This window comes from uncultured Salinicola sp. (genome assembly GCF_937921195.1).
Classification (GTDB): Bacteria; Pseudomonadota; Gammaproteobacteria; order Pseudomonadales; family Halomonadaceae; genus Salinicola.
This window is the reverse complement of record NZ_CALFQK010000159.1, coordinates 46,987-72,354: the sequence shown is the minus strand read 5'-3', so window position 1 is coordinate 72,354 and position 25,368 is coordinate 46,987. Positions and strand designations below refer to the sequence as shown.

Here is a 25,368-nt window from a genome sequence, read left to right as displayed (position 1 = left end):
GAGGGAGTGTTCGTTCAATCCATCTCGATGACGGTCGTATTGCCGATCTGTCTGATCCGCCGGATCGGGATGCTTCCGATGTCGTGATCGCCGACGTCGATGAGGTCGCGCAGAAGCGGCGCGCCTTCCATGGCGGCCTCGATGAGTTCCGTCAGGTGGAGTGCCCTCGTATCCGGTATGCGCGGCAGGGCACAGGTGATCGGAGGCTCGTCGTTCGGATCGTTGAACTGGAAGAGCAGGTGTCCGTCCGGTGGGAGCATGATGACGTTCGCCTGGCCGACGTCCCAGAACATCACCGAGCAGATCGTGCGGGGATCGTTGAATATCATGGGAGTGTTGTCCCCGGTGATGGCCGGATGATTCTCGGGCAGCCTGAGACCGTCCGGACTCTCCACGGGAACGCCGTGGCGATCCCGTCGGACGAGGAACTTCACCGAGAAGGTGTCGATCCGATCGAGTGCGGCTTCCTGCACGGCGCCGGGATCGATGCCGATCGAGGAGAGGATCGCTGCGAGCGCAGGATGCCAGGGAGTGTCCTCCGCATCTTCGAAGGGGTGCCCCTTCCACCCCGGCTCGCCCTTCCACCCGGGATGGGCATTTCTCAGGAGGGCGTAGGAGAAGTCCTTGTCCTCAACGGGTTCGTCGTCATCGACGTCGCCATGGCTGATGATGAGATCGCCCGCGTATCTCCTCATTAGGAGGAAGGCTCTTCCTGGCCGGCGCGGAATGCGATCTCGAGGGCCTCGCGGATCTTCCACACGGGCAGTTCGTGGAAGTCCAGACGATCACTGTTGCGCGTCTCGAGCGTGTCGATACCGAGGGTCTCCCGGGCGATCGCCTTCACTGCTTCGTCCATGTTGTTTTTCCTTCTTCCATCCTTATCGTTTTTTCATGCTGCGTTCGTCGGGTGACGATGCTCTTCACAGCGGTCGCACCATTCATCGGGTCCTGCTGACGCATGCAGGCGGCATCTCGGGCATTCGTGCCCTTCCGCCTGCATTAGACGGGCCTCACCCGTGGAGAGACGGACCCGGTCGACCTTGAGCAGGCGAGCCAGACCCTCCTTTCCGAAGGCTTCGACCAGCGGGTCGCCTTCGGAAAGCAGCAGCACTGCATCCTTGAGCTTGAGCCCCGTATCCGTGGCCATGCGTCCGACCGAGAGGGAGAGGTCCTCGAGCGGGCCCGTATGCGCCAGCCATGCTGGATCGGCCTCCGTGACGACGAACGTTTCCACCGGACAGGCCACTGCCATCTCGGCCACGAGATCCGGGCATAACGGACCGAGCAGATCGAGGAGCGCGGAATAGGTCCGCATGAGGGCGGCGCGGGTTCCGTGCCATGTCGGGGTGGCTTCGTCGCAGTAGAGCCTGTCCTTCCTGGCATCGAGGTGGAGTCCCGAGAGGCGCCGGTCGAGGAAGTCCCGGACCAGCTCCATCCTGCGCCGCATGTCGTATTCCTCGAGCGCGGCATCGCAGTCGGATACGAGGCGATCGACCTCGGCTAGGAGCAGGAGATCCATTCCGTCCCGTGGAGACGCGGAGGCATCGTCATCGGTCCAGTCGCGCAGGACACCGGTCAGGTAGCGCATGGTGTTGCGCATGGCCTTGCGTGCCTGCGTGGCCTCGTCGAGAACCCTTTCGGAGAAGGGCACGTCCTCGGTGACGTCGACATGGGCCACCCAGAGGCGCAGCACGTCTCGGCTGTGCTTCCTGAGGACCTCATCGGGAGTCGTGCCGTTGCCGTTCGACTTGGACATCTTGCGCCTGTCGCCGTCTACGACGAACCCGTGTGTGAGGACGGTCCTGAAGGGGAGTGGATCTCCGAGGGCGGCCGCCTTCAGCAACGAGGACGAATACCACCCTCGATGCTGGTCAGTGCCCTCGACGACGAGGTCGGCCGGCCCCTGTCCGTAGTCCTGCACGCATGCGGAATCGAACCACACGTCGAGGACGTCGTTGACCTTCTCGTATCGATCGTGATCCGCGAGCCCTGCCGCGGCGAAGTGGTCGGCGGGATCCGCGTCCCACCATCCCCGAAGGCCGTCACGGCGGACGGCGTCCTGCACAGCCTTCAGCAACCGCTGATCGAGGAAGGGTTCGCCCGTGTCCCGATCGACGTAGAGCCCGAGTGGGACGCCCCATTCGCGCTGACGACTGACCAGCCAGTCGGGCCGGGTCCGTAGCATCGCGAGGAATCGCGCTCTCGAACGCTCTGGCACCATCCGGACCTCGCCGCTCTCGACCGCGGCAACGGCTCTCGATCTCGCGCCCGACATGTCGACGAACCACTGGGTGGTGGGACGCTTGACCAGGAGTCCTCCCGAACGCCAGCTCGCCTCGAGGGTGAGCGTCATGGCGTGGGATTCCAGCAGCATGTCGCGCCACGAGAGCTGCGAGAGGACCGCACCGTTGGCTTCGCCCAGATCGTCGCCGTCGACCACGGTCATGCCGCCGAAGAGAGGGAGGTCGGGAAGATAGCGGCCATCGGCACCGACGACATCGGGGAAGGCTACATCGCCATGGAGGGAGCGCCACAGGGCATGGTCCTCGGGGGCATGGGCCGGCCCGACATGGACCAGTCCGGTGCCCTTGGCGGCGGTGACGAAGGAGGCCGGCATGAGCCTCGGCATGGTGACGCCGCGCGGATATCCTTCATCATGGAGAGGATGGAGCGGCTGCATGGATGCCATTTCGTCCAGTGAGAGGCGCCTCACGAGCCGGACGGAATCGTCGAGGAAGACGCCTTCCAGTGCGACGACCAGCCGGTTCCCGTGACGTTGCAGCCAGTATGGGAGATCGGGATTGTAGGCGACGCCCGCATTTCCGGGCAGGGACCACGGGGTGGTCGTCCATACCGCGAGATGGGCCTCTTCCCCATCCAGTTCGTCCTGCAGGGGGAAGAGCACCGTGGCGACCCGGGTCTCCGTTTCCACCTCGACGGTCTCGGCTCCGGCGAGGACGGTCCCGTCCACCGGAGACCAGCTGGAGGGGACGGAACGCCGCGAGACCAGGCCCTTCATGGCCATGCGATGGAATTCGCCCATGACGAGAGCCTGGCGTTCCGGGTCGCAGCTCAGAGAGGACTGATCGGGATCGTAGGCGACACCCAGTGCGAGAGTCGCATCGGACTGGACCCCGGCCCACTTTTGGGCCTCCTTCTCGACTACGGCGAGGTAGGAGGTGGTGGTCGCGAAGCGATCGCGCTTACCTGCGAAGCGCTGCTCGAGGGGAAGGCCGTGGCAATCCCAGTTGGCGAGGAGCGGTGCGTGGCACCCTTGCCTCCGGCGATCGCGCAGGACCATGTCCTTCAGCAGCTTGTTGAGCGCATGCCCCATGTGGAGCTTGCCGTTGGCGTAGGGTGGACCGTCATGGAGCACGAACACAGGGCCGTCGGGTCCCGGTCGGTAGGGTAGCGGATCCTGCGTGGGAGAATCGGGACGCATGGGCACCGAGGTCCGGGGAAGGAACAGGGTGTCCTTGGGGTTCAGCCCCTGCTGGTAATTTCCGATGTGGTCATTTCGTTATCCTCCTTGATTGCACGCCGATGGGCGCGTCTTTTCCTTCCCTTCATGAGGGACGTTCTTGTGATCTGGAATGGTGCCGTCGGGGAGGATCGAACTCCCGGCCTCATCCTTACCAAGGATGCGCTCTACCACTGAGCTACGACGGCCTGGTGCCGGATGCAGGGATCGAACCCGCGACCTTCGGTTTACAAAACCGCTGCTCTACCAGCTGAGCTAATCCGGCGATGTGGTGGGGGAGCGCGTCGTATCGGTGCGCGCAAGTGTCCGCCCCGCGCTCAGCGCGAGGTGCGTATAATCGTTGTCGTGGTTCGATACGAGAACATGGGCGTCTCTTTGCAGATGATTCGCGTCCGCGTCAATGGCCCTTCCGGATGGAGGACGGAGAATCGGAATCCTCCGTCCTCCTGTCGTCAGGCGGCCTTCTCGATCTCGTCGTCGATATGGTCCGACAACGCGGGGATGATCTCCATGAGGACCTGAAAGCGCTCGCTCGGCGCCATGGAGGCCATTCGGGTCATCTCCGCGTAGGCCCTGCCGTAGGGCTGCGATGCGTTCACCTTTTTGGCGAGATCGCTGAAGAAGGCCTTGTGCGCATCGCCGATGTGGAAGCGCTGCTCCTCGGCGGCCTTGAGGCGGTCCTCCGCATCACGTGCGTCCGCCTCCTCGAGGCTGCGTGTGAGCCAGCCGCGCAGCGATTCGATGCTGGGCACCCGGCCTTCCTCACGGGCCCGTGACACCTCGACGAGGATGAGACCCGTCAGACTCCCGTGCTCGCGCTTCTCGTAGTCGTTCTCCTGGAGCATCGGATGCAGGGGGATGATCCGGTGGGAGATATCCTTCGCCCACTTCTCCATCTCGCGCCGGGTGGCGGGAAGATCGGTGAGTTCGCCGCCGCCTGTTCCGTTCCGGTCGGCCTTCAGGGATGCGAGATACGCTCCCCAGTTCGCGTGCCCGTTCCTGGCCGCGATGGTGTTGAGCTCGGACTGGTGCGAGGTCCCGTTCTCCTTGGAGAGCCTGCGGGCCGTCTTTCGGTGCTGTTCGATGATGTCCATTCTTTCGCATTCCTTCGTCTTCGCCGGAGGATCGTATCGCTGCCCGCTGGCGACCGCATCCGGCTGGATGGAATGGTCGTGGATCGTGTTCTCTCTTCGCTCCCGTGAGGGTTCGCCATTGCGGGCGGAAGGCCGGCGATCGACCTTCCCCGGTTGTAGGACGGTCTCGCCGATGTGCCAAGCGGGTCCCGGCCCGAAGAGCCGGACCGGGACCGCGGGTTCAGTATCGCTTCGTGATCAGCATGCCGCCACTCCATCGGGAATGGATGTCCTCGGTGCAGTAGGGCATGAAGGGATGCGATATCTTCAGCATCGCCTCGGTCAGCGCGTGACACGTGGCACGTCCCGATGGGCACCCTTCGTGGATCCGTGCGTGATTCTCGCCGATCCAGCCGGAGGAGATGTCCTCGAAGAGCAGCTCCCGCAGACGACGTGCGGCACTATGTATCGAAAGGCCCTCGATGTCCTCGGCGATCCTCCGACGCGCCTCCTCGATCGTCTCCATGATCGCGATGTCGTCCTCATGGGTTATCGGGCCCGGTTCCGCTCGCGGAAGCGTGAAGCGGGCGATGCTCCAGAGCTTCTGAGCCGTGGCCCTGCCGGCCTGGAGCTTATCGTCCTGCAGTGCCATGTCCTGACCCGGAGTGGCACCCTCTGCGAGGGCGAAGCGCATTCCGTCGCATCCGTACTTCTCGATGATCTCGAGCGGATCGATGCCGTTACCGAGGGACTTCGACATCTTGCGACCTTCACCGTCACGGATGATCCCGTGCAGATAGATCGTCCGAAACGGCAGCTCGTCCATGATGAGCAGGCCCATCATGAGCATGCGTGCGCACCAGAAGAACAGGATGTCGTCCGCAGTCTCGATGAGGGCCGCCGGGAAGTAGCGCTCCAGGTCGTCTGTCCTCTCCGGCCATCCCAGCGTGGCGAAGGGCCACAGGGCGGAGGAGAACCAGGTGTCGAAGGTGTCGGTTCTTCCCGGAATGGGGTGACCCCAGCGGATCTGGCGGCTGATGCACCAGGGCTCGATGTTCTCGAGGAAGTGCCGCAGCGTCTTCGTGGCATGTGCCGGTTCTATCCTGAGGTTGCCGTCGTCGATCTCTCCGAGGAGCCTCGCTGCGAGCCCCGACATGTCGAGATAGAGATCGGCCCCCTCCTCGTAGGTCATGCCTTTCTCGCGGCAGATGCGGTATGCCTCGTCTATGGCCCTCGTGTAGGCGGGGTCGAGAGTGAAGCGCTCCCTGCTCCAGTCGCACGAGGCACCGGTCCGTCTCAGCTGGTCCTGTATGGTCCCTTCGAGCTCCTCCCGGTAGCGTGCGGCATAGGCATCGAACTCGGGTCCTTCGGGGTCGAGACCCTCCGATCTCATGGCCTCGTCGAGCTTGGCCTGGGTGGCGAGACCGGCGTGATCGCATCCCGGGAGCCACAGGGTATCGCATCCCTTCATCCGATGGTGCCGGATGAGGATGTCCTGGAGCGTCGCGAACATGGCGTGACCCATGTGCAGCTTGCCGGTGATGTTGGGGGGCGGCATGGGAATGAAGTAGGGCTGGCCGCTGCCGCTCGGCTCGAAGGCTCCGGCCTCCTCCCACTTCGCATAGATGTCGCGCTCCGACGTGATGTCGAATCGCTTGGCCAGGTTCAGTCCCTGGTGCCCTCGCTGACTTCCAACGTGGTCATTTCGTTATCCTCCTTCTTGATGGCACCTTCCGGTGCGTCTTTTCCATCCCGACCATCGGGACGGAAACCCTTTGCCAGCAACGCGGTGATCGCGATAGCCGAAAATATCGATATGATGGCGTTCCAGCCCGCCATGCTGATGCCGAGCAGCCTGAATGCGACCTCGTCACAGCGGATGATGGGCGCGGCCATGATCGCCTCGAGGGCGTTTCCCCCGGTGGTCATCGTCGAGGTGCAGGGCGATGTGTATTCCCACAGTCCCGCCTCGACCCCGGCATGGAAGACGGCGATGCCGCCCGACGTGAATATGCCTCCTGCCGCGACCGCGATGAGGATGCGACGGATGCGGCTCCCGGTGCCGAAGAACAGCGAGAGCATCGCGGCCGCCAGCGCGGCGAAGTGCGGCCATCGCTGTTCCAGGCACAGGTGGCAGGGTGCCAGGCCCATGAGGTGCTGTGATCCGTAGGCTCCCATGAGGGCGCCGAGAGGGACGAGGAAGGCTATCGCTCCGGCGAGCGGCACGGGTTGCATTCGTCTGTGCATGCGCCCGCTTATAGGACGGCGAAGCGCCGACCGGAACCTCTCAGTCGAAGGCTCGGCCTTCGCGTCCCTCGATCGATGCCCCGATCTCCCGCTTGAATTCGGGCCAGGGGGTGGTCGGCTGGTCGGTCCGCAGGTCCATCTGCTCGCCCCCCATGATGTATTTCGTCTCGTAGGATGTCACCACGGGATCGTAGCCGGGTATCGAGAGGTCGATCAGGGTGGAGAGCCTTGGACGGGAATCTGTCTCGAACGTGCCCTTCTCGAGGAGATGCTCGAGCTTGGCTTGGAGAGCCGTGTAGAGCGTGAGGGGAAGGGAGTCGCTGTCGATGATGAGCCCCTCGCACGAAAGATGGATCCCCTCGCCGGCCCGGTAGACCCCGTGGAGCGTCTCGCGCGGATCCTCGACGGTGTGCCGGTTCACCTGCAGGTAGGGTATCTTCCTCCCCGTCAGGATGCCCTGCTTCACCTTCCATGGCTTCAGGTCCAGCGTGGCCGATGCCTGTCCCAGGAGATCGGGAAGCTCCGAGATCAGGAGACGCTCGGCCCTGTGCTTCGCCGATCCCGTCGACATGGTGGCGAAGCCGTGATCGATGTGGCCGGTGACGAGACGGCGGGCGAACGCGCCCACTCGCACCTCGGAGAAGAGTTCGGGCATCGCCTATCGACCCCCCATGGTCAGTTCGCAGTCATAGAGGTGGAAGGCCTGATAGGCCACGGTCTGTTCGATCGAGCCCTTTTCCCCTTCGAACGGAGCCTCCGGGGACTTGATCGTCACCTCGGTACCGTTGCGGAAGAAGGAGTAGGCCAGCGGAGTGTCCCCTTCCAGAAGGACGCGTGTGACCTTGTATTCGTCACCCGATTCGTCGGTGCAGACGCCTTGTGCGCTCTGGTATTCGTCCCGTCCGGGGCCCTCTCCCCCGACCATCAGACTGATCGAATACGCGAGGATGATCAGAACGGCCAGGATCCCGAGGATGATGACCGGGAACCCGTCCTCGAGACCGAGCGTCCGTGCGACGCCCATGATGGAGCCTGCATCCTCGCTGTCCTCTTCCGGATCCTCATCGAGTGCGGCGGCGCACAGCGCACAGGGAAGCAGCCTGGCGACGGCCTCGCTCTCGCTGCCGTTCACGCGGTTCGATACCTCTGCGTATGCACTCCGGTCATCCTCGCTCATCCCGGTGATGATGCGATCGGGTCCGAGAAGCATGCGCGCTGCATCGAGGGATGCCGTGAACCTGGGGACTCCCCAGTCGTGTGCCACCCGTGCGATCTCGTCCCGGTTGTGCTCCCTGCACCAGTCGAGCGCAGCCTGGAGATCGCGGCCGTTCCATGTGGCCGACGGCACGAAGTGACGACGGTCCCGGTCGGCGATGAGGATGCGTTGGTTCGAGTCCGTCTGGGGGACGCCGAGGAGCTCTCCGACCGTGAGCCACACCAGGATGTCGAGTTCGTCGCTCGGGGTCTCTGTGTCGCGCAGTTGTTCGATGATTCCCTGCATTTCGGATTGACCTTTCTCAGTTCTGATTGAGAGCAGGCTCGAGTATCGTGCCCGTGGATTCGTGGTTGGGTGCGGCATGACGTGTGCCGAGTAGTCTGTCGGCGCACGAGAAGGAGACGAGGCCGAGGAGGATTCCCGCAGCGATGTCCGAGAAGTAGTGGCTGCCGATCGGGATGGCGGATAAGGCCACTCCTGCGTTCAGCAGGATCATCGGCGGCCCGATCCATGGGAGCCTGACCCACCCGAGCGCGAGCATGGTTGCGCCTGCGGCGTGGAAGCTGGGAAAGCTGATGAGACCGGAGATGGACTGATCGGACAGCATGTCCATCGTGCCGTTCCTGAGGTGCTCGAGCATGATCGGGAACTCGAAGGGCAGACCGACCATGAGATCGGGCAGATCCTCCCTGGTGAAGCCGTGATGGATGTAGGCTCCTCTGGCGGGCATGATGGCGAAGACGGCGAGGCCGATGAGAGACGATATGCCGCCGCACAGGGTCAGCACCCGCATCAGCCGTGCCTTGCCGGTGAGGGCGAGGATGATCAGCAGGAGAGGACCCTGCCAGTTGACGCTGGTGTAGACGTAGTTCGCGGCCCTGAAGAGGTCTGGCCGCTCGACCAGCCAACCGACGGCGTCGGGCCAGGATACGAAGGGCACCATCAGAGAGTCGAGTCTCGCCAGGGTCTCGTCGGCATAGTGCGGCCCCATCGGAGCGATGGTGGCGGTCGCCAGCGCTGCCTGGATGCCCACCGTCGTCGTCAGGGCGAACGACTCGAAGACGTAGAGCCCCTTCACGCCGGGGAAGGCCATGCGCATGCAGAGGCCGAAGACCCAGATCATGAGACAGGTCTGCAGGGTCACGACGGTCCAGGTCGCGTCGTATCCGCGCTCGAAGATGACGAATGCCATGAGGTTCGTCATCATGAGGACGAGGATGCAGGCCAGTATGTGCCGCTCACCCTCGAGCAGTCGGGAGATGCGTTCCATCATCCCTTTTCCCCTCTCTGTTGAAACACCGAAAAATGGCTTCATGCAATGAGAAGAGGCCGGCATCCCTGGGATACCGGCCTCCAGCCTGATCGTCTTGTTATCTTTAGTTCGAGAAGGTGCCGCCGATCTTCACGAAGAAACCGCGCTGGGCGCCGGTCCCGTCCCAACCGCACCATTCGTTCTTCGTGCTGTCGAAGACGTCGAGATTGGTGCTGGCGCCGATCTGGTTGCGATACCAGAGACAGCGGTTGTCGTCGATGTAGGCCTCGATGTAGTTGTTCCCGCTCCGGTTGTAGTAGCGCCACCCGCTCGCCGCACCCTTGAAGTCGGGCGTATAGGACGGGTTGGCGCGGATCTTGGCGATCTCGCTGCGCATGATGTCGAACTGCCTGTTGCGCACGTCGTCGGTCATGTCGAACATGTAGACGCGGGTCGCACCGCTTCCGCGGTCCCATCCGCACCATTCCGGAGCGACTTCGTAATGGTCGAGATTGGTGGTCTGACCCCACTGGTTGCGCTGCCAGACGCACTGTCCGTCGTTCACGATGCCTTCGACGTAGAAGCGCCGATTGTATTCGCGGAAACGCCAGCCGGACGCGGCGTCACCCAGACTGGGCTGGTATCCGCCGGCGGCGTTGTAGTTCGCCGTCGTGTAGGCGTTGTCGAGGGTGGCCTGCGATGCCCTCACCTTGGCGAGCTCGCTCTTGATCCGATTGTAGCGGCCGGAGCGGACCGTATCGGTCAGGCGCCGCTCGTAGAACGCATTGCTCGAGTAGTGGCACTCGTTCTGCCCGTATTGGCGGTCACGCTGGAGGTCGGCCGTCCTGCCGTTGCTCGTGCGATACCACTGGCACATGCTCTGGTTCGGCATGTTGGCACGCGCGTAGTATTCACCGTTGCTGTAGTCGATGAAGCTCCACGAGGTGGCGCGACCCTGGAAGTCGGGCTGAGGGCCGCCGGCCGCCTGATAGGCAGAGGATGTCGAGACCCCGCTGTTCCTGACGAACGCCTCGATCCGGTCGAGCCCCGCATCGAGGATCGCCTTCTGCTTGGGCATGTATTCGGACGTCACGCGCTCACGATAGTAGCCGTTGCTGCACCAGCTCCTCGTCTCGAGATCGGCGCTCGTCGGAAGACCCGCACAGATCGAATTGTAGAGCGACCCCTTCAGCCAGAGGCGGACGTCGATCGCACCGCTTGAACTCGTGTCCACGTAGTAGTCATTGGCGATCGGCCCGAAGTTGATGCCCGCGACATCCATGTTCCCCTTGGAGACGAGATACTCCGGGGTGGTGATGGCCCGCCCGCGAAGGCACTGGACGGTCGTCCTCAGGTAGGCGAGCTTGTCCGCATCGCTGGCGACCGGCATGCCGCCGAGACCTGCACAGGCCTGCGCGTAGACGGCTTCCGGACCCTTGTCGACGGCGACGCCTCCGGGCGCGACCTCTCCGATGCAGCACGGCTCGCGTCCGCCCAGACGGCCGTTGGGCGAGTCGGTACCGTCGCAGCGATAGACGCCCGTGGAGGTGTTCGCCGCGGGAAGATCGAGTTGCTGCCTCGCCTTGAGGCAGATGCTCATCGTGTCCTCGTTGTCCGTCGTCCCGAGGAGGGCGCGGATCATCTGGGCGTCGTAGTCGATCGCCCACCGGTCCTTCTCCTGGGTCCGGGTGCCGAGAGGGGCATGCGTCAGATATCCTGCCGCGATGAGTTCGGCTACGGGATCGGAACTGCGCGGATAATGGCCCTCCTGTCGGTAGTAGAGCTCGAGCGCCGCCTCCATCTGGGCGCCCTCTCCGACGAGGCGGCCGGCCTCAGCCTCGATGCGGCCGTTGCCGAAGGCGTCGCCTCCATAATACACGACGAACAGAACCGCGGCGGCTGCGAGCAGCACTCCGAGGATAACGAGGAGGATGGTGGTCATTTCGGTGTGCGCTCTTCTGGTTCATTCCCGTTTTAGGATGGAATGAGGGGATTGCGCAACCTGATGTTCCGTGATTTCCGGTTTCCGATGCGGAAATGTATCACTGTTTTTCCCGGGAATTCGGGAGAGAACTATCCGTTCGCCGAGACCAGTGACGCCAGAAGTTCCTCGTCGAACTCATGAAAGCTCGAGGATACGCCCGTCGCCACGAGGACATGGGAGAGGTGAGGGGCGAACATGGCGAAGTTGTCGGGCGTGATGCCGCTCGCGATGGCCAGCGGAGCATCCGGTCCTATACCCTTGCGAAGGCGTGCTATCTGCGACGGATCGGCCGCCACGCCTGTTGCCGGACCGCTGGTCGTGGGAATGAAGCCATGATTGATGGCATCGCGCGCGGATGTGACTGGATCGGGTTCGTGTCGCTGGTGCTTGAAGGCCACCCCTGTGAACAGGTGGTGCGACTTCCCGCGCAGCTGGCGCGAGAGACGCTTCTTGAGGTTCTCGTCCGGGAATTCGGTATGTGTGGGCTGCACGTCGGTCCAGGTCATGTCGAGATCCGCAGCGAGATTGACCGCCAGGGAACGCGATGGATCGAGTCCGAGATGGTTTACGCCCACCAGAAGATCGGGCCACTCCGCCTTGATCTCCTGAGCGACCGATACGAGCCTCGTGTTCGAACCATCCATCTGGATGAGAAGGACACCGTCGCATCCGGCATCCTGCACCCGTGCGGCGTTCCGTATCGCCTGGTCGTCGTCCTCGTAGTGGATGACGGGGATGATGTTCGTCCTCATATGTCTTTTCCCTTCTCCGGGTTCACCTGGGCCTCATTCGTCTCGTCGGGAGATGTCGCCGCTCGCGCTCGTTCTCCCTTGATCTTAGCCATGAGCTCGTCGACCGATACCGCTCGGGCGGAGATCTTCAGGGCGACCCCGCTCCATGGGGACCGCCTGAGCTTCGCCTGCAGGATCATGCGATGTGAAGCGAACGGAAGACCTTCGACCATGTCCCCCAGCAGCTTGCCGGGCAGTCCGTCCACCACGGTCTGCGGAAGCGCCTGCTTCAGCAGCAGCGTGTCTGCGTCGATCGACCATTGCGGCCGGTCGAATTCCTTCAGATGGACGTGGTTCCCCTTGATGGTCCATTTCATGCCGAGATCCGGTATGCCGCTGGTGACCCGTTCCACGGTTATCACGCTGCCGGCATCGCCCTTGTCCGTCGCGTCGAGCGCGTCCTCCAAGAGGGGGACGATACGCATGAGGATGCTCTCGGCGTCTTCCCGCTCGCGCAGGAAGGCAGCGAACAGGCCGCCGATCCGGATCCGCTTGATCGTTCCGTTAGGTAGACGTCTCTTCCTGTCGCATTCGATGTGCGTATGCATGCTGTCGGGCAGCGAATAGTCTCCGGGGAGGGGATGGCCGCAGGGGTGAGGGAAGGACATGACTGTCTCCCAACGTCTGCGCATCACGTCCACCATGCTGGTCGGGATGACGATCATCGGATCGCAGGACCAGCGGTCGATCGCGAGGAATCCCTCTTCGGCGCAAAGGGAATGGCCGCACTGGTCGAGGCGCTTCTGGACCTCGGACATGGGGACGCCGCCGATCTCCATTGTCCGAGCTATGATTGCCTCCACCTTGTCCTGTGGCGTCGGCACCTTCGCGGGATGATGGAGGACGTGCGTCTCCCCGTCGACCTCGATGCGTGTCTCTATGAGGTTCTCGGTCGTCGTGGAATGCCAATCCGGCCTCGGCAGGATGGAGACTTCCGCCGGATATCCGGCCTGCTCGAGTCGTCTGCGTATGCGCCGGACAAGGTGTCCGCCCCGATAGCTCTTCATTCCGTGGTCCCCGCAGTGAGAACGCCGAGCAGCGTCTCCGCGGTCTTCTTGCCGACCCCCTCGACCTCCATGATCTGCTTCGCGGTCGCCCCGGCCATGCCGGCTATGGATCCGAACCTCTCGAGGAGCGCGGCCGATCTCGTAGGCGATATGCCGGGGATTGTCTGGAGCATGTGCTGTGCCCGCTCTACGGGGCCGAGACCGGGGAGCTTGTGCGGCTTGAGATCGAAGGCCGCGCCGGTCCCGAAGAAGTGGTCGCGGATCGACGTGACGATGACGTAGGCGGTGTGTGCGAGATCGAGCGTCTCGAGGACCCGCATGTTGACGCCGAAGTTGAGCCTGGTCTGCATGGCGACGAGCCGGGGTAGGGGCTGTGACCGCGTGCCGGTCATTCCGCCCTCGATGACGAAGCAGCAGGGTATTCCGGCATCGCTCATCCGGTGGACCTGCTCGACGAGGCGGTTGTCATCGAGGCTGGCGGAAAGGTCCTCGCTCGTCTTGCGTTCGATCGCGAGGGTCCCTTCGCCGAATCGGGCCACGAAGTCGGCCATCTCGAGATGGGTCCTGATGATGTGAAGGTTGGGGACGTCGGTGAGCATGGTGACGAGCCTGTCGTCCTCCCTGTCGTCGATCTCGAGCACGACCTCCTCGGGAAGTCCGTTGCCCAGTCTCCGGGGGTCGAGGACATGGGTGTCCCAGGCCCCGTAGCCCTTCGTTCGCGGAGCCTCCTCGTCCTCCTCCGGCCGATCGTATTCCCGGTATCCCCCGTGCCTGCGCCGCATCCCGGTCGGAGCCTCACCGCGTTCGACCATGGAGACGAGATCACCCATCCTCTCCGGCATGGGGTCGAGGACCATGCGCGCTATGTGATCGGCCGCGACGGGACTGACGAGGCCCTTCACGGCATACCAGTGGATTCGTCCTTTCCGTGACTGGGCCCAGATCGAGGGCACGCCAGTCATGTTCATGTAGACCATCACGCCGCGACCCTGGGGTCGTGACACGTTCCATTCGACCTCGACCTGTCCGGAGCGGATGGTATCATCGATCTGCGAGACCTCCTCGAGTTCGCGCTTGACCGCTGCGAGCTCCAGACTGTGACTCTCGACGTAGGACTTCATGTCCGGGCCGAAGGGATCCGTTCCAGGTCTCGTCCACAGACCGTCCCTGACCTTTTCCAGATCGCCCCTGTCGGAGAGCGTCTTGGCCGCGGCGGCCGCGCTCTGTCCGTAGAGCCGCTTGAGGTCGGTCGCGGAGGCGACGGGATGGTCCTTGAAGTGATCGGCGACACGCTCGACGATCGTCTGCGTACTGCGCATCCTGGCGCCGAGCGCGGCCGCTGCCTTCTCCTCCGCCTTCCTTGCATCGCGCTCGCGATCCTCGTCGCTGAGAGGCCGGGCTCCGGTCTCGCGGATCATCTCGACGACGCGGTCGTCATCGGTCCGGATCCCGGCGAGAGAGTAGACGCCCACGGCGTGACGGACGATCTCGGCTCCCGCCATCTGCCCGAGGGCGCCCGCGGCCTTCTCGCCGATGTCCTCGATGAGCTGAGCGCGGGTGAACACCCGTCTGTCTTGGGCGTAGGCCCGCACCCGATCGGCCTGTGTCGTCTGCATCCCTGTCCCTTCCATTGCCGTTCGCACCGGGGCACGGGGTGCTCCGGTGTTTCTTGTCCAAGCGTGTTGCATTCCTTTTCCCTCCTGATGGAGGATCCCGTATCATTCAGGTGTCGGGACACCCTCCGGAGGCCTGCCGTCCTTCGTGAAGGCGAGAGGCTCGGTGCCATTGAGGGAGAACTCGATGTAGTCGCCCTTGCGCACACCGGTCCAGTCGGGGGCGCCGGGGCCCCTGTCGACGGACCGGATGTTGCCTTCTTCGGTGATCTCGTAGGTTCCGGGAGCGGAGCGCCTCACGTCGCCTTGACCACCGGTGGCGCCTCGCACCTCGTAGACGTAGTTGCCGTCGCTCGAAAGATCGATGACCTTGGACTGGGTCTCGTTCTGGTCGAAGACCCACCGACCCGCGAAGTTGTTCATGGAGACTTCCTGAGGGGAGTCCTCGGGGGCGTCTTGCTTGGAGCCGCATCCCTGAAGTGCGAGGGCTGCGAATGCCGCGGCGATGAGGATGTGCTTCTTCATGTGGGTCTCCTGGTTCGTTTCTAGGACGGATCGCGTCCTTTGCCAAAGCGGTGAGTTGGGATGCCATCGCTTTCGTCCTAGAACGGACCCCGACGGCGGACCGGATGTCCGCTGCTGTGCAGGGGCTCATCATGAACAGGTTCGAGGCGATAGGATTCGGTGCGATGCTCGCAGGGGCGAGTCTGGCCATGGCCTACGTGTCATGGCCGTTCGCATCCGCGATCGTATGGGCGGTGATCGCCGGCATCGTGTTCCGTCCGCTGTTCCTCAGGATGCTGGTCCCGGTCAAGGGCCACGAGGGCAAGGCGGCGCTCCTCACCCTCCTGGTGATCGTCGTCGCCGTGGTCCTCCCGCTAACGCTCATAGGGAGCATCGTGGTCGACCAGGCCGCATCGCTCTATTTCGCGATGCAGTCGCAGGATGTCGATGTGGCCTACTATTTCGCCTCGATCCATGACGGACTTCCCGCGCGTCTGAGCCAGATGCTGGATTCATCGGGTTACGGGGACCTGGAGAGGGTCAAGGAGAAGATCGCGCAGTTCGTCCAGTCGAGCCTCGGCGTGATAGCCTCGCAGGCCCTGTCGATCGGTAGCAACGCGCTGTCCTTCGTCCTCTCGTTCGGCGTCGGACTCTACGTGTCGTTCTTCCTCCTGCGGGACGGTGGCAGGCTCTCGGAGCGTGTCTGTTCGATTATCCCCATCCCGGGAGACATGGCCGCGCAGCTGTGTGCGCGCATCGCCTCGATTGTCCGGGCGACAGTCAAGGGATCGCTGGTCGTCGGCCTGGTGCAGGGCGCCCTCGGCACCGTGACTTTCTGGATCACCGGCGTGCCCAGCGCCGTCCTCCTCGGAGTGGTGATGGCGCTGGCTTCGCTCCTTCCCGCGGTCGGGCCGGCTCTCGTATGGGTGCCGGTGGCCGCATGGCTCTTCTTCACGGGAGCGATATGGCAGGCCGTGGTCGTGATCGCGTCGGGCGTGCTGGTGGTCGGAATGGCGGACAATGTCCTGAGGCCGGTGCTGGTCGGCAAGGACACCGGCATTCCCGACTGGGTCATCCTGGTGACGACGCTCGGAGGCATCGCGGCCTTCGGTCTGTCCGGCATCATCCTCGGCCCGGTGATCGCGGGGGTGTTCATGACCTGCTGGGCGATGTCGCTCGAGATCAGGAAGGGAGGCCTCAGCCGGTCCTCGCTGTCGCTCGGGGATGATGGAACGCCTTGACCGCCCGGCAGACCCTCTCGATCAGCTCGGGAGGGTCGTGGGGAATCAGCCAGTTGTTGCGTTCCGGGTAGTATTTTCCGACGTCGTGCGCCCGGCAGACGGCCGTTATGCGCTCGTCGTTCATCTCGTTGAAGTCCGTCCGCAGGACCCAGTTGTCCTTCTGGAGCCTGATGACCCGCACCAGACCGTCGTCGGTGTGGAACTCCCACAGGTTGTGCTTGCTCGGAACCTTGCGCAGGATGGATTCGCCGCCGGCCTTGGGCAGCGTGCCCATCGCCTTGTCGGAGATCGCGATGGGCGCCTGGGTCCTGCCCCTGATCCTGTTCACCACCTCGGCGCACTGCTCGTAGGTCAGGAGCCAGAACCTGCCCGGAGGATTCCATTCGCCTCCTGCATCCTTGCACAGCGACGAGATGTGCCGGCGCATGTCGTCCGGACCTTCGGCCCTCACCGTGCGCATGTCGTCCGAATGCCGCCGGATGAGGACGATCCCTCCCGGGACCTCGAACCTGCTTGTGTCGATGAACTTGTCGAAGTAGCGATCGTATATGGCCTCCTCGGGCGTCGGTGCGGATGCCGTCGGACGGGAGGAGGAGGATGGCTTGCGACCGTCGGACCGGGGCGATGGGTCGCGCGGCTTCGATGCCGGTCGGGTGGGAACCTTCGGCTGCTTCATGTTGAACCGTCCGCGCCAGTCGAAGAGCTTGGGCGTATGGGCGCGTTCGAAGCGCGAGGCGAGACCGAGCATCTCGTCGTCGTTGAGGAAGGTGTTCTCGTTCTGCTCGACGATGGAATAGGCGGATGGGCTAAGCATGGGACGGGTCGCGAGCCAGTCCGGGAAGCGGTCGGCCGAGACGATCTGGAAGTCCTCGTCCCTTCCCTTCTTCGCCTTCACGGCGGCGGTGTCCATGACGACCATCACGGGATAGGTGTAGCGGGCTGCGGAGCCGTTGAGCATCTCCTTCACGACCCTGCAGTGCCGCATCCCCTGTGCGATCGGGCAGGGGAGCTTCTTCCTGTAGAGACCTCCTCCGTAGAGCTGGAACCAGTCGCCGTTCTCGTCCCTCTCGATGCCTCCGAGCATGCCCTTCGTCTCGAGCAGGTATATCTCGCGCCTGCGCGTGATGACCACGTGGTCGATCTGGGCGACGAGGGGGTCGGCGTCGCTGCCGCCCTCCAGCTCGAGGCGTATGTCGTGAAGGACGAGGACGTCCTTGTCCTTGCCGTATGCCTGGTTGAGGAAGAAGGCGACCTGCTGTTCACCGCGGAGGCCCGCGCGGATCTTCTTCATCTCGACGTTGATCTTGTCGCGCACGTGCCTGTCGTCGGTCTCCTTCATGAGGGACTCGAGCACGATCAGGTCCCTGCTGGCCTGCTCATCTGGGGTCTTCAGGATCATGGCCCCATCCTTATAGTCGGAAATCCGCGCGTTTCAAAACGGTGCGCCGGTCCTCATGCCTGCGTGCGGTAGTTCTCGAGATTCCTCCTGGCGCGTTCGAGATGCTCCCGCTTCTCCGCGAGCTCGCTCTCCGCGCGTTCGACGTTCTCGGTCCATCCCTTGACCGCGTATTCCCCGTTCGTGACCGCCGCGCGGACGGCATGCTCGCGTTTCTCGAAGAAGGTGTTCTCGTACATGAGCCGGCCGTCATGGGTGACATTGGGCCATCCGTATTCCTCGCAGCGGAGTTCGACGATCTCCCCGTCCTCGTAGGTCCAGACGGGAAGGGATTCTTCGAAGCTGTCCTTCGCTGCGAGCAGTCTTCGCAGCCGACCGGGATCGGATTCGAGTTCGTTGCGGATGCGTCCGATCTCGCCATCGTGTCCGCGAGCGATGGAACTGAGTGTGATCGAGGCATCGGGATGCACGGTGATCAGGTCGCCGACGTATCCCGATCCGATGAGCAGCCTGTCGCCCTCGAGCTTGACGATGTGCTCGATGCCGTAGGCTTCCTTGACGCTCTTCCAGCCCATGTCGTTCTCCCTGTCGGTGCGATTCTATCCTGCAATCCCCGTGAAGCGCAATCGTTCATGCGCCGGCGCGCTTCTTCAGGATCGCCCATATCCGGTCGCAGGCCTCGGGTCTGACCGACTGACCGTACTTGCGGATCTGGCGCCTGTGCCTGTTCCATCCCCGCCGTTCGTCCTTCGTCAGCAGACTCCAGTGCCTGGCGCATATCCATTCGGTGTAGGGTCGTGGAGCGCCCTCGGGATGCCTCTTGCCCGTCCTCCGGCAATCGGGGACGCAGCACCCTATTCGCTCTTCGCTCATGCGGCCCTCACGACGATCTGCTCCGGACGACGCTTTCCCTCGGGGGCCCTCGTGACGCTGGTGATCACGGCGTCCTCCAGGCCCGGCATGATGATGAAGTCCCGCAGCGGACGTCCACGACCGCACTTGAGGATGGAGTGGGAGGACGCGATGGGGAGTCCTTCTATGCGCATGGCCCCCTTGCGCCAGAAGACGCCGGGGGCGATGGGACCGTCGCAGTCCAGCCGCCGCCCGTCGGTCGTCAGCCTGAGATCATGCCTGACGAGATCCTGGCAGGGCGTCTCGCTGATCATGCGCTCCGAGACCTTGGTGATTCGGGATGCGCATTCGGATTCCTCCATGCGCGCCAGGGCGATGCGCGCACCGGGTGTGATGTGGTCGAAACGGGCGATGGCATCGTCCAGGATCCGGTCGATCTCTTCGCGTGCGAAAGGGACCGGATCGACCTTGATGGTCAGGGGCATCGGATCGATGCGGTCGAGGGTGTGGATCGATCGACGGTCGGATTGCCGCACACCGGTGATGACACGTCCCTCGAGAGCGGGATGATCGCAGAGGTCGGTCGCGGGCAGGTCCCTGCGCTCTGACAGTTGCGTCGTGGTGACGGCCGGAGCGGTGATGACCTCCTCGCAGAAACGGACATCGCCCACGTCGAGGGTGCACGAGAGCCTGTCCGGACGCCATGAGATCTCTGCCCTGTCGCAGGGTCCGGCGACGTCATGCGAGCGCAGAACGAGGCGCTTGTCCATGTATCCTGCCTCGAGATTCCTCTCGATCCACTTCTCGTAGACCCTTGCGGCATACGGCCTGAGGCGTGCGATCGTCCATGCGGCGATGCTCGTCATGGCGGGGCCGCAGAAGGGCGGGGGATCTGCGAGGCGCGCATCCTTCTGGCCGGTCAGGTTCCTCAGGGCGTTACGGATGGCGAGGCGCAGTCCCTCCGGATCATCGGGGATGCGGAAGCTGCATCGTCCTTCCTTGGAGCGCACTTCGCCCTTCTCCGGCCAGATCGCGTATTCCACGGACCCGAGTGCGCTGCTCTCCGCGATCCAGACGTCGTGCGGCAGTTCGTAGTGATTGGTGGTGAGAGCGACCCGTGCGCCGTGTCGGCTGCAGGCATCGGCGTAGACGCCATCGAGACCGGGGCACACTTCAAGGAGGCCGATCAGCGGCATGTCCATGGTGGAAACCTCCTCCAGCTCCTCGATGCCGACGTCCTCGACGAGGATGTCGGGGAGGATGAAGCGGCAGGGACCGGTCGCGATCCTGCCGCGCTTCCACCCCAGGACCGCGTCGGTGTCCATCTCTATGAGCGTGTAGCCGCCGTAATCGTCGTGATGGCTCTTCGTCATCTGGACCATGGGAACTCCTTTTTTCGGCTATTCGGATTTGAGTGTGTAACGCCGTCAGGCGTTTGCCACCCGGTCCGAACTGTCTCGAACCGTTTCGTGAGGGACCGGGCAGGCCGAACAGCTTGCTCCTTTTCCCTTCCCAAGCCGGTCCACTGCGTAACTCCGACCATGTAGGTCGAAGCTCCCGGAGCCCAGCTGCGCAGCAGTTGGGTGCAGTCGGCGGTAGCCAATACCATGTCGCTGTCGCGGACCGGTCTGCGCCGATTTCACTTTCCGGTGGATCTCCTGCCACGTTTCCGCCTGATCGAGATCGATCCTCGGTCCGTCATCCTTCCATCGGCGACGGTCGAGTCGGGGCGGAACCGCCGGCAGGCGGTCCTTGATGCCGGCACGGGCTGCGAGCCCGCGCCGGGCGATCTCCGCTGCCGCGCCGCAGGCGTCGGGCAGGTCGAAGAAGAGGTTGCCGACCGTCGAGGAATAACCTCCCCAGACGGACCGGAGTTCGATGCCCGCAAGGCGGCAGCGACGGGCAAGGCCGCTCAGCAGCGTATTGCGGGACCAGTAGTTGATGGTCTGTGTCGAGCGAGACTTCTTGGACCAGGCGAGCTTGCCGAGTCCTTCTTCGTGGACGATCAGCCCGACGTTCCAGGCACGCGCTAGATTGACGGCTTGCACAGCCACGTTGGCCATTGTCTGCTGCATGGACTGGTGGGCACCGAAGGGGATGGCTATCCTGTGAAGACGGTGGTCGAGGATTTTCGTCTGCTCGAGGTCGGCAGGATCTCCACCGATCTCGACGACGGAAATGCCGATCCAATTAGGATTGAGGTCGATCCCGATTGCTCTGTTCTGCAGAACCGGAATGGCGTCGCGCCATTCCGGATGCACCGGCCATTCCTCTGCGGGAATACGCCTTTCGCGATGCGCGGCGTAGTGCGTTGATGCGTCTGTGCGCTTGCGACCCCTGCGGCTCTTACCCTGTTCGGCGATCTTGGCCTGTTCGAGCGTCTGTCCTGGTGCCAGCTTACGCAGATCCATCTCGTCGAACGTCACCGAGAGATGAGTTCGGCCAAGTGTAAAGGTCACGGATATCTGGCAGGCGTCCGCCAGCTTCGACACGCTGCGGAGCAGTAGGCCTTGCTTGCCGTTCATCTCAGGCAGTTCGAGGATAACCTTCTGTTTCAGGAAAATTACCTCGCAGGCCTGCGCATCCTTGGTGAGGCGGAAATGTCGGTTGCCCCATCGTGTGCGATCTCCGACGATCTCGATGGCGCGCCCCCGGCGCCGGGACTTCCATTCGGAGTTGTCGATGTGGCCTTTCTGTCGTCGCAGCAATGTCGGCTTTCCGCCGAAGATCATCTTCCCGTCAGGGACGGCTGCTCGCAGGCGCATGCCTTCTCGCGCGGCGCAATGCAGGTCCCAGCTTCCAAGAGGGTGCTCCGGGAAGCGCGCCTTGAGCAAGTCGCGCAGGTCCTTCTCGGATTGTCCTTTGGCATTGGTGTAGGCCGTGCGCGTGGCGGCTGCCCGGTGGCGCTGCCATTCCGCGATCATGGCGCGATCTGCGTCGCTGGCGCGCCAAGGGATGCGGATGGTCTGCATGGCTGTTCTCTAGCCGCTCCGGCTGGAGAACATAAGAGGAATTCCACGCGTTGATTCGAATAGCCCTTTTTCCTTCCTCCCTACGGGCACGGTAATCCCCCCACGCTCGTCGGGTATAACGATCCGGATGCGGGTATGTCAGAAGTAGGCGCTGATGAACGGTGGGACCGCGAGCAGCAGGAGAAGCACCTGCGTCATCTGGATGCGTCGCTTGCGCGGGTGACGACGATGCGAGATGTCGTCCACCGCCACGCTCAGCAGGAACTGGATGAAGAGGTGGGCCAGCATGGCGCCGACGAACAGGAGGAAGCTCGCACTTGTCCTGGTCCCGATCATCACCGGCACCATCATGAGGTCTGTAATGGCGAGCAGGCCGGCCATGCCCCAGACCGAGAAGACGCGGGCCTTCATCATGGAGAGATCGAATCTCGGCGGTGGCGGGGCGGGATCGTTCATCGCGCCGCGATTTTAGGATGAAACGGTGAGTTGCGAAAGAGTCTTCGTGATTCTTCGCGTCGTTTGTCAGTCGAGTTCCACCTGCAGGACCCTCGGTGCTCCGTAGAGGACGTGCATGAGATTGTAGAGCTGGTAGTCGTGGACCTGCCCCTTCATCTCGTAGCACCACGGATTGTCGCCGTGCGCCTGCTGGATCAGCTTCAACGGGACGATCATGCGCAGGCGCTGTGCGACATGGCGATCGCACCAGACCTTGCCATGCACGTGGATGCCCTTCTCGTTGTGGCTGATCTTGAGATCCCCGGCACTGGCCTGTGCGGCTCCGACCTGAGCGGGAGGGCGGGCCGGTGATGCCGTCGTGTCCCCGTGCGGAGGAGGTGAGTCCTGTATCGTCGTCATCTTGCGGGCCTCCTCCTTCTTCCTGCGCGCCTCGCGTTCGGCACGCTGATCGTCCATCGCCCATGGGATGACCCTGAGATGGAGGGATGCGTGCCTTGCGTCGACCCCGATGATGGTGGAGAGCATCTCGATCTCCTCCTCGTCGGGAAGATGCGTGCTCTTCCTGCTCACGGCGTTGGAGAAGGACCAGGTCTTTGGATCGCGCCTGCGCTCGAGGTAGAGCGAATGCATGAGGGCGTTGATGCGATCGTTGTTGATGCCGCTGCGGTTGCGTGCCTCGATGAGCCTCTCCGCGACCAGGGAGTGGACGACGCGGCGGATCTGCTTGGCGACGGCCGCACGTGCGGGACGATCGATTGTCCGGTCCTCCTTCTCGCTGCGCAGGACGATCTGTGCGATCTCCCGGTCATCGTAGTCCTGTCCGGGGACGATGGCCCGTGTCTGAGTCTCTCCCATCTCAGCGTCCTCCGTAGATGGCGCGCATGATGAGCTCGGCCTGGTAGGGGAATATGGGCACTCTGGCCTGACAGCGGATGACGCCCCCCGCGCGCTGGATCCGCATCATGTAGGCCGGCACCGCGAGTGTCAGGCGATCGAACTGCGTGGCATCGAGATCCATGTCGATCGCGATCTGCAGGGAGCCCCGGACCTCGAAGAAGCTGACTCCGGGCGCGCCGTATGTGCGGACTGGAAGAACGTCCTCTTTCTGCGTCCCCGTTTCTTCGACCCGGGGCCCTGGATCCGTATGCGGAGTGCGGTCCGTGTCGACCGTTTCGTCCGCGGCATCGGGGGCTGACGCAGCATCCTGACCTGGTGCGCTTCCCGATGCATCACGGATCAGGACGACAGGGTCGATGTCGAGGGCCAGGGCCAGGCAGCGGGCTTCGACTTCATCGAGGGAGAAGACCCGCCGCTTGTCGCGGACCTTGGTCATGATCGACTTGGGCGCCTCGCGTTCGGCCTCGGCCATGTGACGTCTGAATTCCCGGTTGACCTGCTTCTCCGTCCGGCCGCTCGACTTGCGGGCGTCGACGATGATGTCCCTGATGGGGCGCGGTGCATCCAAGGCTCTCGTCGGGCTGTCTGTGTTCACGAATCGTTCTCCGTTCGGTGTGATGCCAGTGGTCGATCCTCCGCGCAAGTCGGATGACGTCGCGATGATGGATCGGGTCTGTGGATAATGGCGGAGCGTCGGCAGGGCGCCTTTTCCCTTCCTGCGCGGATCTCTTTCTGATTCCCGAAGTTGTCGGGTCGTTTCTGTTTCCGGTGGACTTTCCTTGCCGATCGCGGGATGATTCCATCCTGAAAGTTTCCAGGAGGATGTGTGATGGCCGAATTCAGGCAGATAGATGATCGTTTCTACGGGCAGGCGGGCAAGGCGATCAGCGCGGCATCAGACGCCGGGGTGGTCTATCCTGAATACGATAACGCGGAACTGGTCGCGGCCGCCGCGTCGGTCGCTCTCGAGCGCGGCGCACCGAGACTCATCGCGCAGACCTATGACATAGGTGCGGACAGCTATCTGAAGCAGGGGTCGCAGGCCTGGCGCAAACTGCATCCGGCGGTGGCGCGGTTCGTGGAGACCGACCTGAACGAATCCGAGGCGATCCCGTCCCGCGGCGAAGGGGTCCGGATGGTGGTCGCCGATGTGGTCCAGGCGGAATCCGCTCGCAAGGTCGTCATGGCGGCCGGCAACAGGGACTTCGAGGACATGCTCAATCCGGAGCAGACCGAGCTGATGAGGATGGCGAGGAGCGACCAGTCCTTCCTGAGGGACCTGTCGAGCATCTCGATCGGATCGCTCGACCGGCTCTCGCCGGAGACCGCCGGCTCGCTGAAGGAGGCGCTGGACGCCCCGATACCGGGCAGGCTCGGTCAGGAGGTGTCCCTGCTGTCGCGTGCGGTGGACGGGATCGTGGACCGAGAGGAGGCGCTCGACGAGCGCCTGTCAGGAGCCGAGGGAGTGCTTGGTCGGTTCTCCGAGATCCCTGACGAACTTCGCGAACGGGTGCAGGATTTCCACAGGAGCGGTGTGTCTACCGGGACCAGGGAGATCGATTCCGCGATGGTGCTTCTGAGCGAGATGGGCAAGGTCCCCGAGAATCTGCATCCCAACGACCCGATCATGATCGCCCAGGCGAGGCTGCTGCACGAGTCGATGGAAGGTGTGTCGACATCTTCTTCCGAACTGGCCTCGATGGCCCTGAGCGATGCCCAGATCATGATCGAGGGACGCCGGGAATACATGATGACGGAGATGATGCCGGGTATCGATTCCGACATCAGGGGACAGGGGCAGTATCATCTGCTCGAGGAGCGGGATCAGGCCCGGATCGAACGCGATATCGTCTATGGCATGAAGACCGCCCCGATCGAGAAGATCCGTCTCGAGGTGATGGCTCTCGAGAGCTCGGGTGTGGCCGCGATCGACAGGGCGAGGGTGAAGCAGGACGAGGCCCGGATCGATCCGGTTCTCGCCGACGAGGTGGCCAAGGCCGCCGGTGCGGTCATGGATCGGCATCCGGAGGACGAGAACCATGCCTTCGTCCAGATGGGGCATGCGCTGAGCGACTTCCATCACGGGCGGCGCGATGATAGGGCCCTCGTGGAGGCCGCCGAGGAACTGGCGCAGTCCATGGATGACAGGTCCATGTCCGGTGGCAAGGAATGGGAAGGTCTGAGCGTGGCGGTCGACAGAGCGTTGGGACGAGGCGAGTCCGAGACCCTTTCCCGCGCCGCCCACGTCGCCGCCTTCGAGGCCGGTGCGAAGAAGGACCCCGTCGAGCACGAGGAACAGGTGAGGCTCTCGCGTGCGCAGCACATGGCGGCCATGAACAGCGGAATGGGGATCTGATCTGATAGGGACGTCGTGCGTGATGCCCCC

At 63.5% G+C, this 25,368-nt stretch carries 24 protein-coding genes and 2 tRNA genes; 2 read left to right on the top strand and 24 right to left on the bottom strand.

Annotated elements, in window-relative coordinates; all coding sequences use genetic code 11:
• Positions 1-14: 14 nt before the first annotated feature.
• From Q0602_RS18105 to Q0602_RS18030, 16 genes are all read right to left on the bottom strand, one after another.
• Entirely contained in the window at positions 15-695 is a 681-nt protein-coding gene (locus tag Q0602_RS18105; protein WP_298846256.1) for a hypothetical protein, read from the bottom strand.
• On the bottom strand, positions 695-856 hold the full coding sequence (locus tag Q0602_RS18100; protein WP_298846252.1) for a hypothetical protein: 162 nt from the start codon (positions 854-856) through the stop codon (positions 695-697). Before Q0602_RS18100 ends, Q0602_RS18105 begins: the two co-directional genes overlap by 1 nt.
• Before the next feature lie 33 nt (positions 857-889).
• The gene (locus Q0602_RS18095; protein ID WP_298846249.1) at positions 890-3,442 is read right to left on the bottom strand and encodes a class I tRNA ligase family protein; all 2,553 of its coding nucleotides are present in this window, start codon (positions 3,440-3,442) and stop codon (positions 890-892) included.
• A 152-nt stretch (positions 3,443-3,594) separates the two neighbouring features.
• Positions 3,595-3,669: transfer RNA gene (locus tag Q0602_RS18090), tRNA-Thr, on the bottom strand.
• Position 3,670: 1 nt separating this feature from the next.
• A tRNA-Thr gene (locus tag Q0602_RS18085) sits at positions 3,671-3,746 on the bottom strand.
• 187 nt (positions 3,747-3,933) lie between these two features.
• Positions 3,934-4,575: a hypothetical protein gene (locus Q0602_RS18080; protein WP_298846244.1), complete on the bottom strand. Its 642-nt coding sequence runs from the start codon at positions 4,573-4,575 to the stop codon at positions 3,934-3,936.
• A 220-nt stretch (positions 4,576-4,795) separates the two neighbouring features.
• Positions 4,796-6,181, bottom strand: a complete 1,386-nt coding sequence (locus Q0602_RS18075) for a class I tRNA ligase family protein (RefSeq protein WP_298846273.1) — start codon at positions 6,179-6,181, stop codon at positions 4,796-4,798.
• Positions 6,182-6,219: 38 nt separating this feature from the next.
• Complete coding sequence (locus Q0602_RS18070; protein ID WP_298846241.1) at positions 6,220-6,780, bottom strand: disulfide bond formation protein B; 561 nt, start codon at positions 6,778-6,780, stop codon at positions 6,220-6,222.
• Between the two features lie 61 nt (positions 6,781-6,841).
• Positions 6,842-7,456 carry a hypothetical protein gene (locus tag Q0602_RS18065; RefSeq protein WP_298846238.1) on the bottom strand — a complete coding sequence of 205 codons (615 nt, stop codon included), beginning with the start codon at positions 7,454-7,456 and terminating at the stop codon, positions 6,842-6,844.
• Between the two features lie 3 nt (positions 7,457-7,459).
• Positions 7,460-8,302 carry a hypothetical protein gene (locus Q0602_RS18060; protein ID WP_298846235.1) on the bottom strand — a complete coding sequence of 281 codons (843 nt, stop codon included), beginning with the start codon at positions 8,300-8,302 and terminating at the stop codon, positions 7,460-7,462.
• A gap of 16 nt (positions 8,303-8,318) precedes the next feature.
• Positions 8,319-9,290, bottom strand: a complete 972-nt coding sequence (locus Q0602_RS18055; protein WP_298846232.1) for a phosphatase PAP2 family protein — start codon at positions 9,288-9,290, stop codon at positions 8,319-8,321.
• Between the two features lie 103 nt (positions 9,291-9,393).
• On the bottom strand, positions 9,394-11,211 hold the full coding sequence (locus Q0602_RS18050; RefSeq protein ID WP_298846229.1) for a hypothetical protein: 1,818 nt from the start codon (positions 11,209-11,211) through the stop codon (positions 9,394-9,396).
• Between the two features lie 131 nt (positions 11,212-11,342).
• On the bottom strand, positions 11,343-12,005 hold the full coding sequence (locus Q0602_RS18045) for a hypothetical protein (protein ID WP_298846226.1): 663 nt from the start codon (positions 12,003-12,005) through the stop codon (positions 11,343-11,345).
• Positions 12,002-13,051 carry a hypothetical protein gene (locus Q0602_RS18040; protein ID WP_298846223.1) on the bottom strand — a complete coding sequence of 350 codons (1,050 nt, stop codon included), beginning with the start codon at positions 13,049-13,051 and terminating at the stop codon, positions 12,002-12,004. Before Q0602_RS18040 ends, Q0602_RS18045 begins: the two co-directional genes overlap by 4 nt.
• Positions 13,048-14,667 (bottom strand): helix-hairpin-helix domain-containing protein, encoded by a 1,620-nt coding sequence (locus Q0602_RS18035; RefSeq protein WP_298846220.1) that lies wholly within the window; start codon positions 14,665-14,667, stop codon positions 13,048-13,050. The genes Q0602_RS18040 and Q0602_RS18035 overlap by 4 nt, the downstream gene beginning before the upstream one ends.
• A gap of 102 nt (positions 14,668-14,769) precedes the next feature.
• Entirely contained in the window at positions 14,770-15,189 is a 420-nt protein-coding gene (locus Q0602_RS18030; RefSeq protein WP_298846214.1) for a hypothetical protein, read from the bottom strand.
• A 131-nt stretch (positions 15,190-15,320) separates the two neighbouring features.
• Here Q0602_RS18030 and Q0602_RS18025 point away from each other — a divergent pair, with 131 nt between their 5' ends.
• Complete coding sequence (locus Q0602_RS18025; RefSeq protein ID WP_298846211.1) at positions 15,321-16,409, top strand: AI-2E family transporter; 1,089 nt, start codon at positions 15,321-15,323, stop codon at positions 16,407-16,409.
• Here the strand turns inward: Q0602_RS18025 and Q0602_RS18020 are convergent.
• The 8 genes from Q0602_RS18020 to Q0602_RS17985 form a co-directional block, all read right to left on the bottom strand.
• A complete protein-coding gene (locus Q0602_RS18020; protein WP_298846208.1) occupies positions 16,366-17,808 on the bottom strand; it encodes a nuclease-related domain-containing protein in 1,443 nt (480 codons plus the stop codon). The two genes, Q0602_RS18025 and Q0602_RS18020, sit on opposite strands and share 44 nt — an antisense overlap.
• Before the next feature lie 53 nt (positions 17,809-17,861).
• A complete protein-coding gene (locus tag Q0602_RS18015; RefSeq protein WP_298846205.1) occupies positions 17,862-18,380 on the bottom strand; it encodes a hypothetical protein in 519 nt (172 codons plus the stop codon).
• A gap of 55 nt (positions 18,381-18,435) precedes the next feature.
• Positions 18,436-18,678: a hypothetical protein gene (locus tag Q0602_RS18010; protein WP_298846203.1), complete on the bottom strand. Its 243-nt coding sequence runs from the start codon at positions 18,676-18,678 to the stop codon at positions 18,436-18,438.
• Positions 18,675-20,039, bottom strand: a complete 1,365-nt coding sequence (locus Q0602_RS18005) for a hypothetical protein (protein ID WP_298846201.1) — start codon at positions 20,037-20,039, stop codon at positions 18,675-18,677. The genes Q0602_RS18010 and Q0602_RS18005 overlap by 4 nt, the downstream gene beginning before the upstream one ends.
• Before the next feature lie 45 nt (positions 20,040-20,084).
• The gene (locus Q0602_RS18000; RefSeq protein WP_298846199.1) at positions 20,085-21,629 is read right to left on the bottom strand and encodes a hypothetical protein; all 1,545 of its coding nucleotides are present in this window, start codon (positions 21,627-21,629) and stop codon (positions 20,085-20,087) included.
• A gap of 138 nt (positions 21,630-21,767) precedes the next feature.
• Positions 21,768-22,085, bottom strand: coding sequence for a hypothetical protein (locus Q0602_RS17995; RefSeq protein WP_298846196.1), 318 nt, complete (start codon positions 22,083-22,085; stop codon positions 21,768-21,770).
• Between the two features lie 66 nt (positions 22,086-22,151).
• Positions 22,152-22,940 carry a hypothetical protein gene (locus tag Q0602_RS17990; RefSeq protein WP_298846193.1) on the bottom strand — a complete coding sequence of 263 codons (789 nt, stop codon included), beginning with the start codon at positions 22,938-22,940 and terminating at the stop codon, positions 22,152-22,154.
• A 1-nt stretch (position 22,941) separates the two neighbouring features.
• Complete coding sequence (locus Q0602_RS17985; protein ID WP_298846190.1) at positions 22,942-23,577, bottom strand: hypothetical protein; 636 nt, start codon at positions 23,575-23,577, stop codon at positions 22,942-22,944.
• Between the two features lie 234 nt (positions 23,578-23,811).
• Between Q0602_RS17985 and Q0602_RS17980 the strand changes: the two genes are divergently transcribed.
• Entirely contained in the window at positions 23,812-25,338 is a 1,527-nt protein-coding gene (locus Q0602_RS17980) for a hypothetical protein (protein WP_298846187.1), read from the top strand.
• Positions 25,339-25,368: the final 30 nt, after the last annotated feature.

Coding starts and splice junctions, on each gene's coding strand:
- Q0602_RS18025 (WP_298846211.1), top strand. CDS start 15,321: ATGAACAGGTTCGAGGCGATAGGATTCGGTGCGATGCTCGCAGGGGCG.
- Q0602_RS18020 (WP_298846208.1), bottom strand. CDS start 17,808: ATGATCCTGAAGACCCCAGATGAGCAGGCCAGCAGGGACCTGATCGTG.
- Q0602_RS18060 (WP_298846235.1), bottom strand. CDS start 8,302: ATGCAGGGAATCATCGAACAACTGCGCGACACAGAGACCCCGAGCGAC.
- Q0602_RS18035 (WP_298846220.1), bottom strand. CDS start 14,667: ATGCAGACGACACAGGCCGATCGGGTGCGGGCCTACGCCCAAGACAGA.
- Q0602_RS17995 (WP_298846196.1), bottom strand. CDS start 22,085: ATGAACGATCCCGCCCCGCCACCGCCGAGATTCGATCTCTCCATGATG.
- Q0602_RS18045 (WP_298846226.1), bottom strand. CDS start 12,005: ATGAGGACGAACATCATCCCCGTCATCCACTACGAGGACGACGACCAG.
- Q0602_RS18065 (WP_298846238.1), bottom strand. CDS start 7,456: ATGCCCGAACTCTTCTCCGAGGTGCGAGTGGGCGCGTTCGCCCGCCGT.
- Q0602_RS18095 (WP_298846249.1), bottom strand. CDS start 3,442: ATGCGTCCCGATTCTCCCACGCAGGATCCGCTACCCTACCGACCGGGA.
- Q0602_RS18100 (WP_298846252.1), bottom strand. CDS start 856: ATGGACGAAGCAGTGAAGGCGATCGCCCGGGAGACCCTCGGTATCGAC.
- Q0602_RS18015 (WP_298846205.1), bottom strand. CDS start 18,380: ATGGGCTGGAAGAGCGTCAAGGAAGCCTACGGCATCGAGCACATCGTC.
- Q0602_RS18055 (WP_298846232.1), bottom strand. CDS start 9,290: ATGATGGAACGCATCTCCCGACTGCTCGAGGGTGAGCGGCACATACTG.
- Q0602_RS18010 (WP_298846203.1), bottom strand. CDS start 18,678: ATGAGCGAAGAGCGAATAGGGTGCTGCGTCCCCGATTGCCGGAGGACG.
- Q0602_RS18000 (WP_298846199.1), bottom strand. CDS start 21,629: ATGCAGACCATCCGCATCCCTTGGCGCGCCAGCGACGCAGATCGCGCC.
- Q0602_RS18080 (WP_298846244.1), bottom strand. CDS start 4,575: ATGGACATCATCGAACAGCACCGAAAGACGGCCCGCAGGCTCTCCAAG.
- Q0602_RS18105 (WP_298846256.1), bottom strand. CDS start 695: ATGAGGAGATACGCGGGCGATCTCATCATCAGCCATGGCGACGTCGAT.
- Q0602_RS17990 (WP_298846193.1), bottom strand. CDS start 22,940: ATGGGAGAGACTCAGACACGGGCCATCGTCCCCGGACAGGACTACGAT.
- Q0602_RS18050 (WP_298846229.1), bottom strand. CDS start 11,211: ATGACCACCATCCTCCTCGTTATCCTCGGAGTGCTGCTCGCAGCCGCC.
- Q0602_RS18005 (WP_298846201.1), bottom strand. CDS start 20,039: ATGGTCCAGATGACGAAGAGCCATCACGACGATTACGGCGGCTACACG.
- Q0602_RS18040 (WP_298846223.1), bottom strand. CDS start 13,051: ATGAAGAGCTATCGGGGCGGACACCTTGTCCGGCGCATACGCAGACGA.
- Q0602_RS17980 (WP_298846187.1), top strand. CDS start 23,812: ATGGCCGAATTCAGGCAGATAGATGATCGTTTCTACGGGCAGGCGGGC.
- Q0602_RS18030 (WP_298846214.1), bottom strand. CDS start 15,189: ATGAAGAAGCACATCCTCATCGCCGCGGCATTCGCAGCCCTCGCACTT.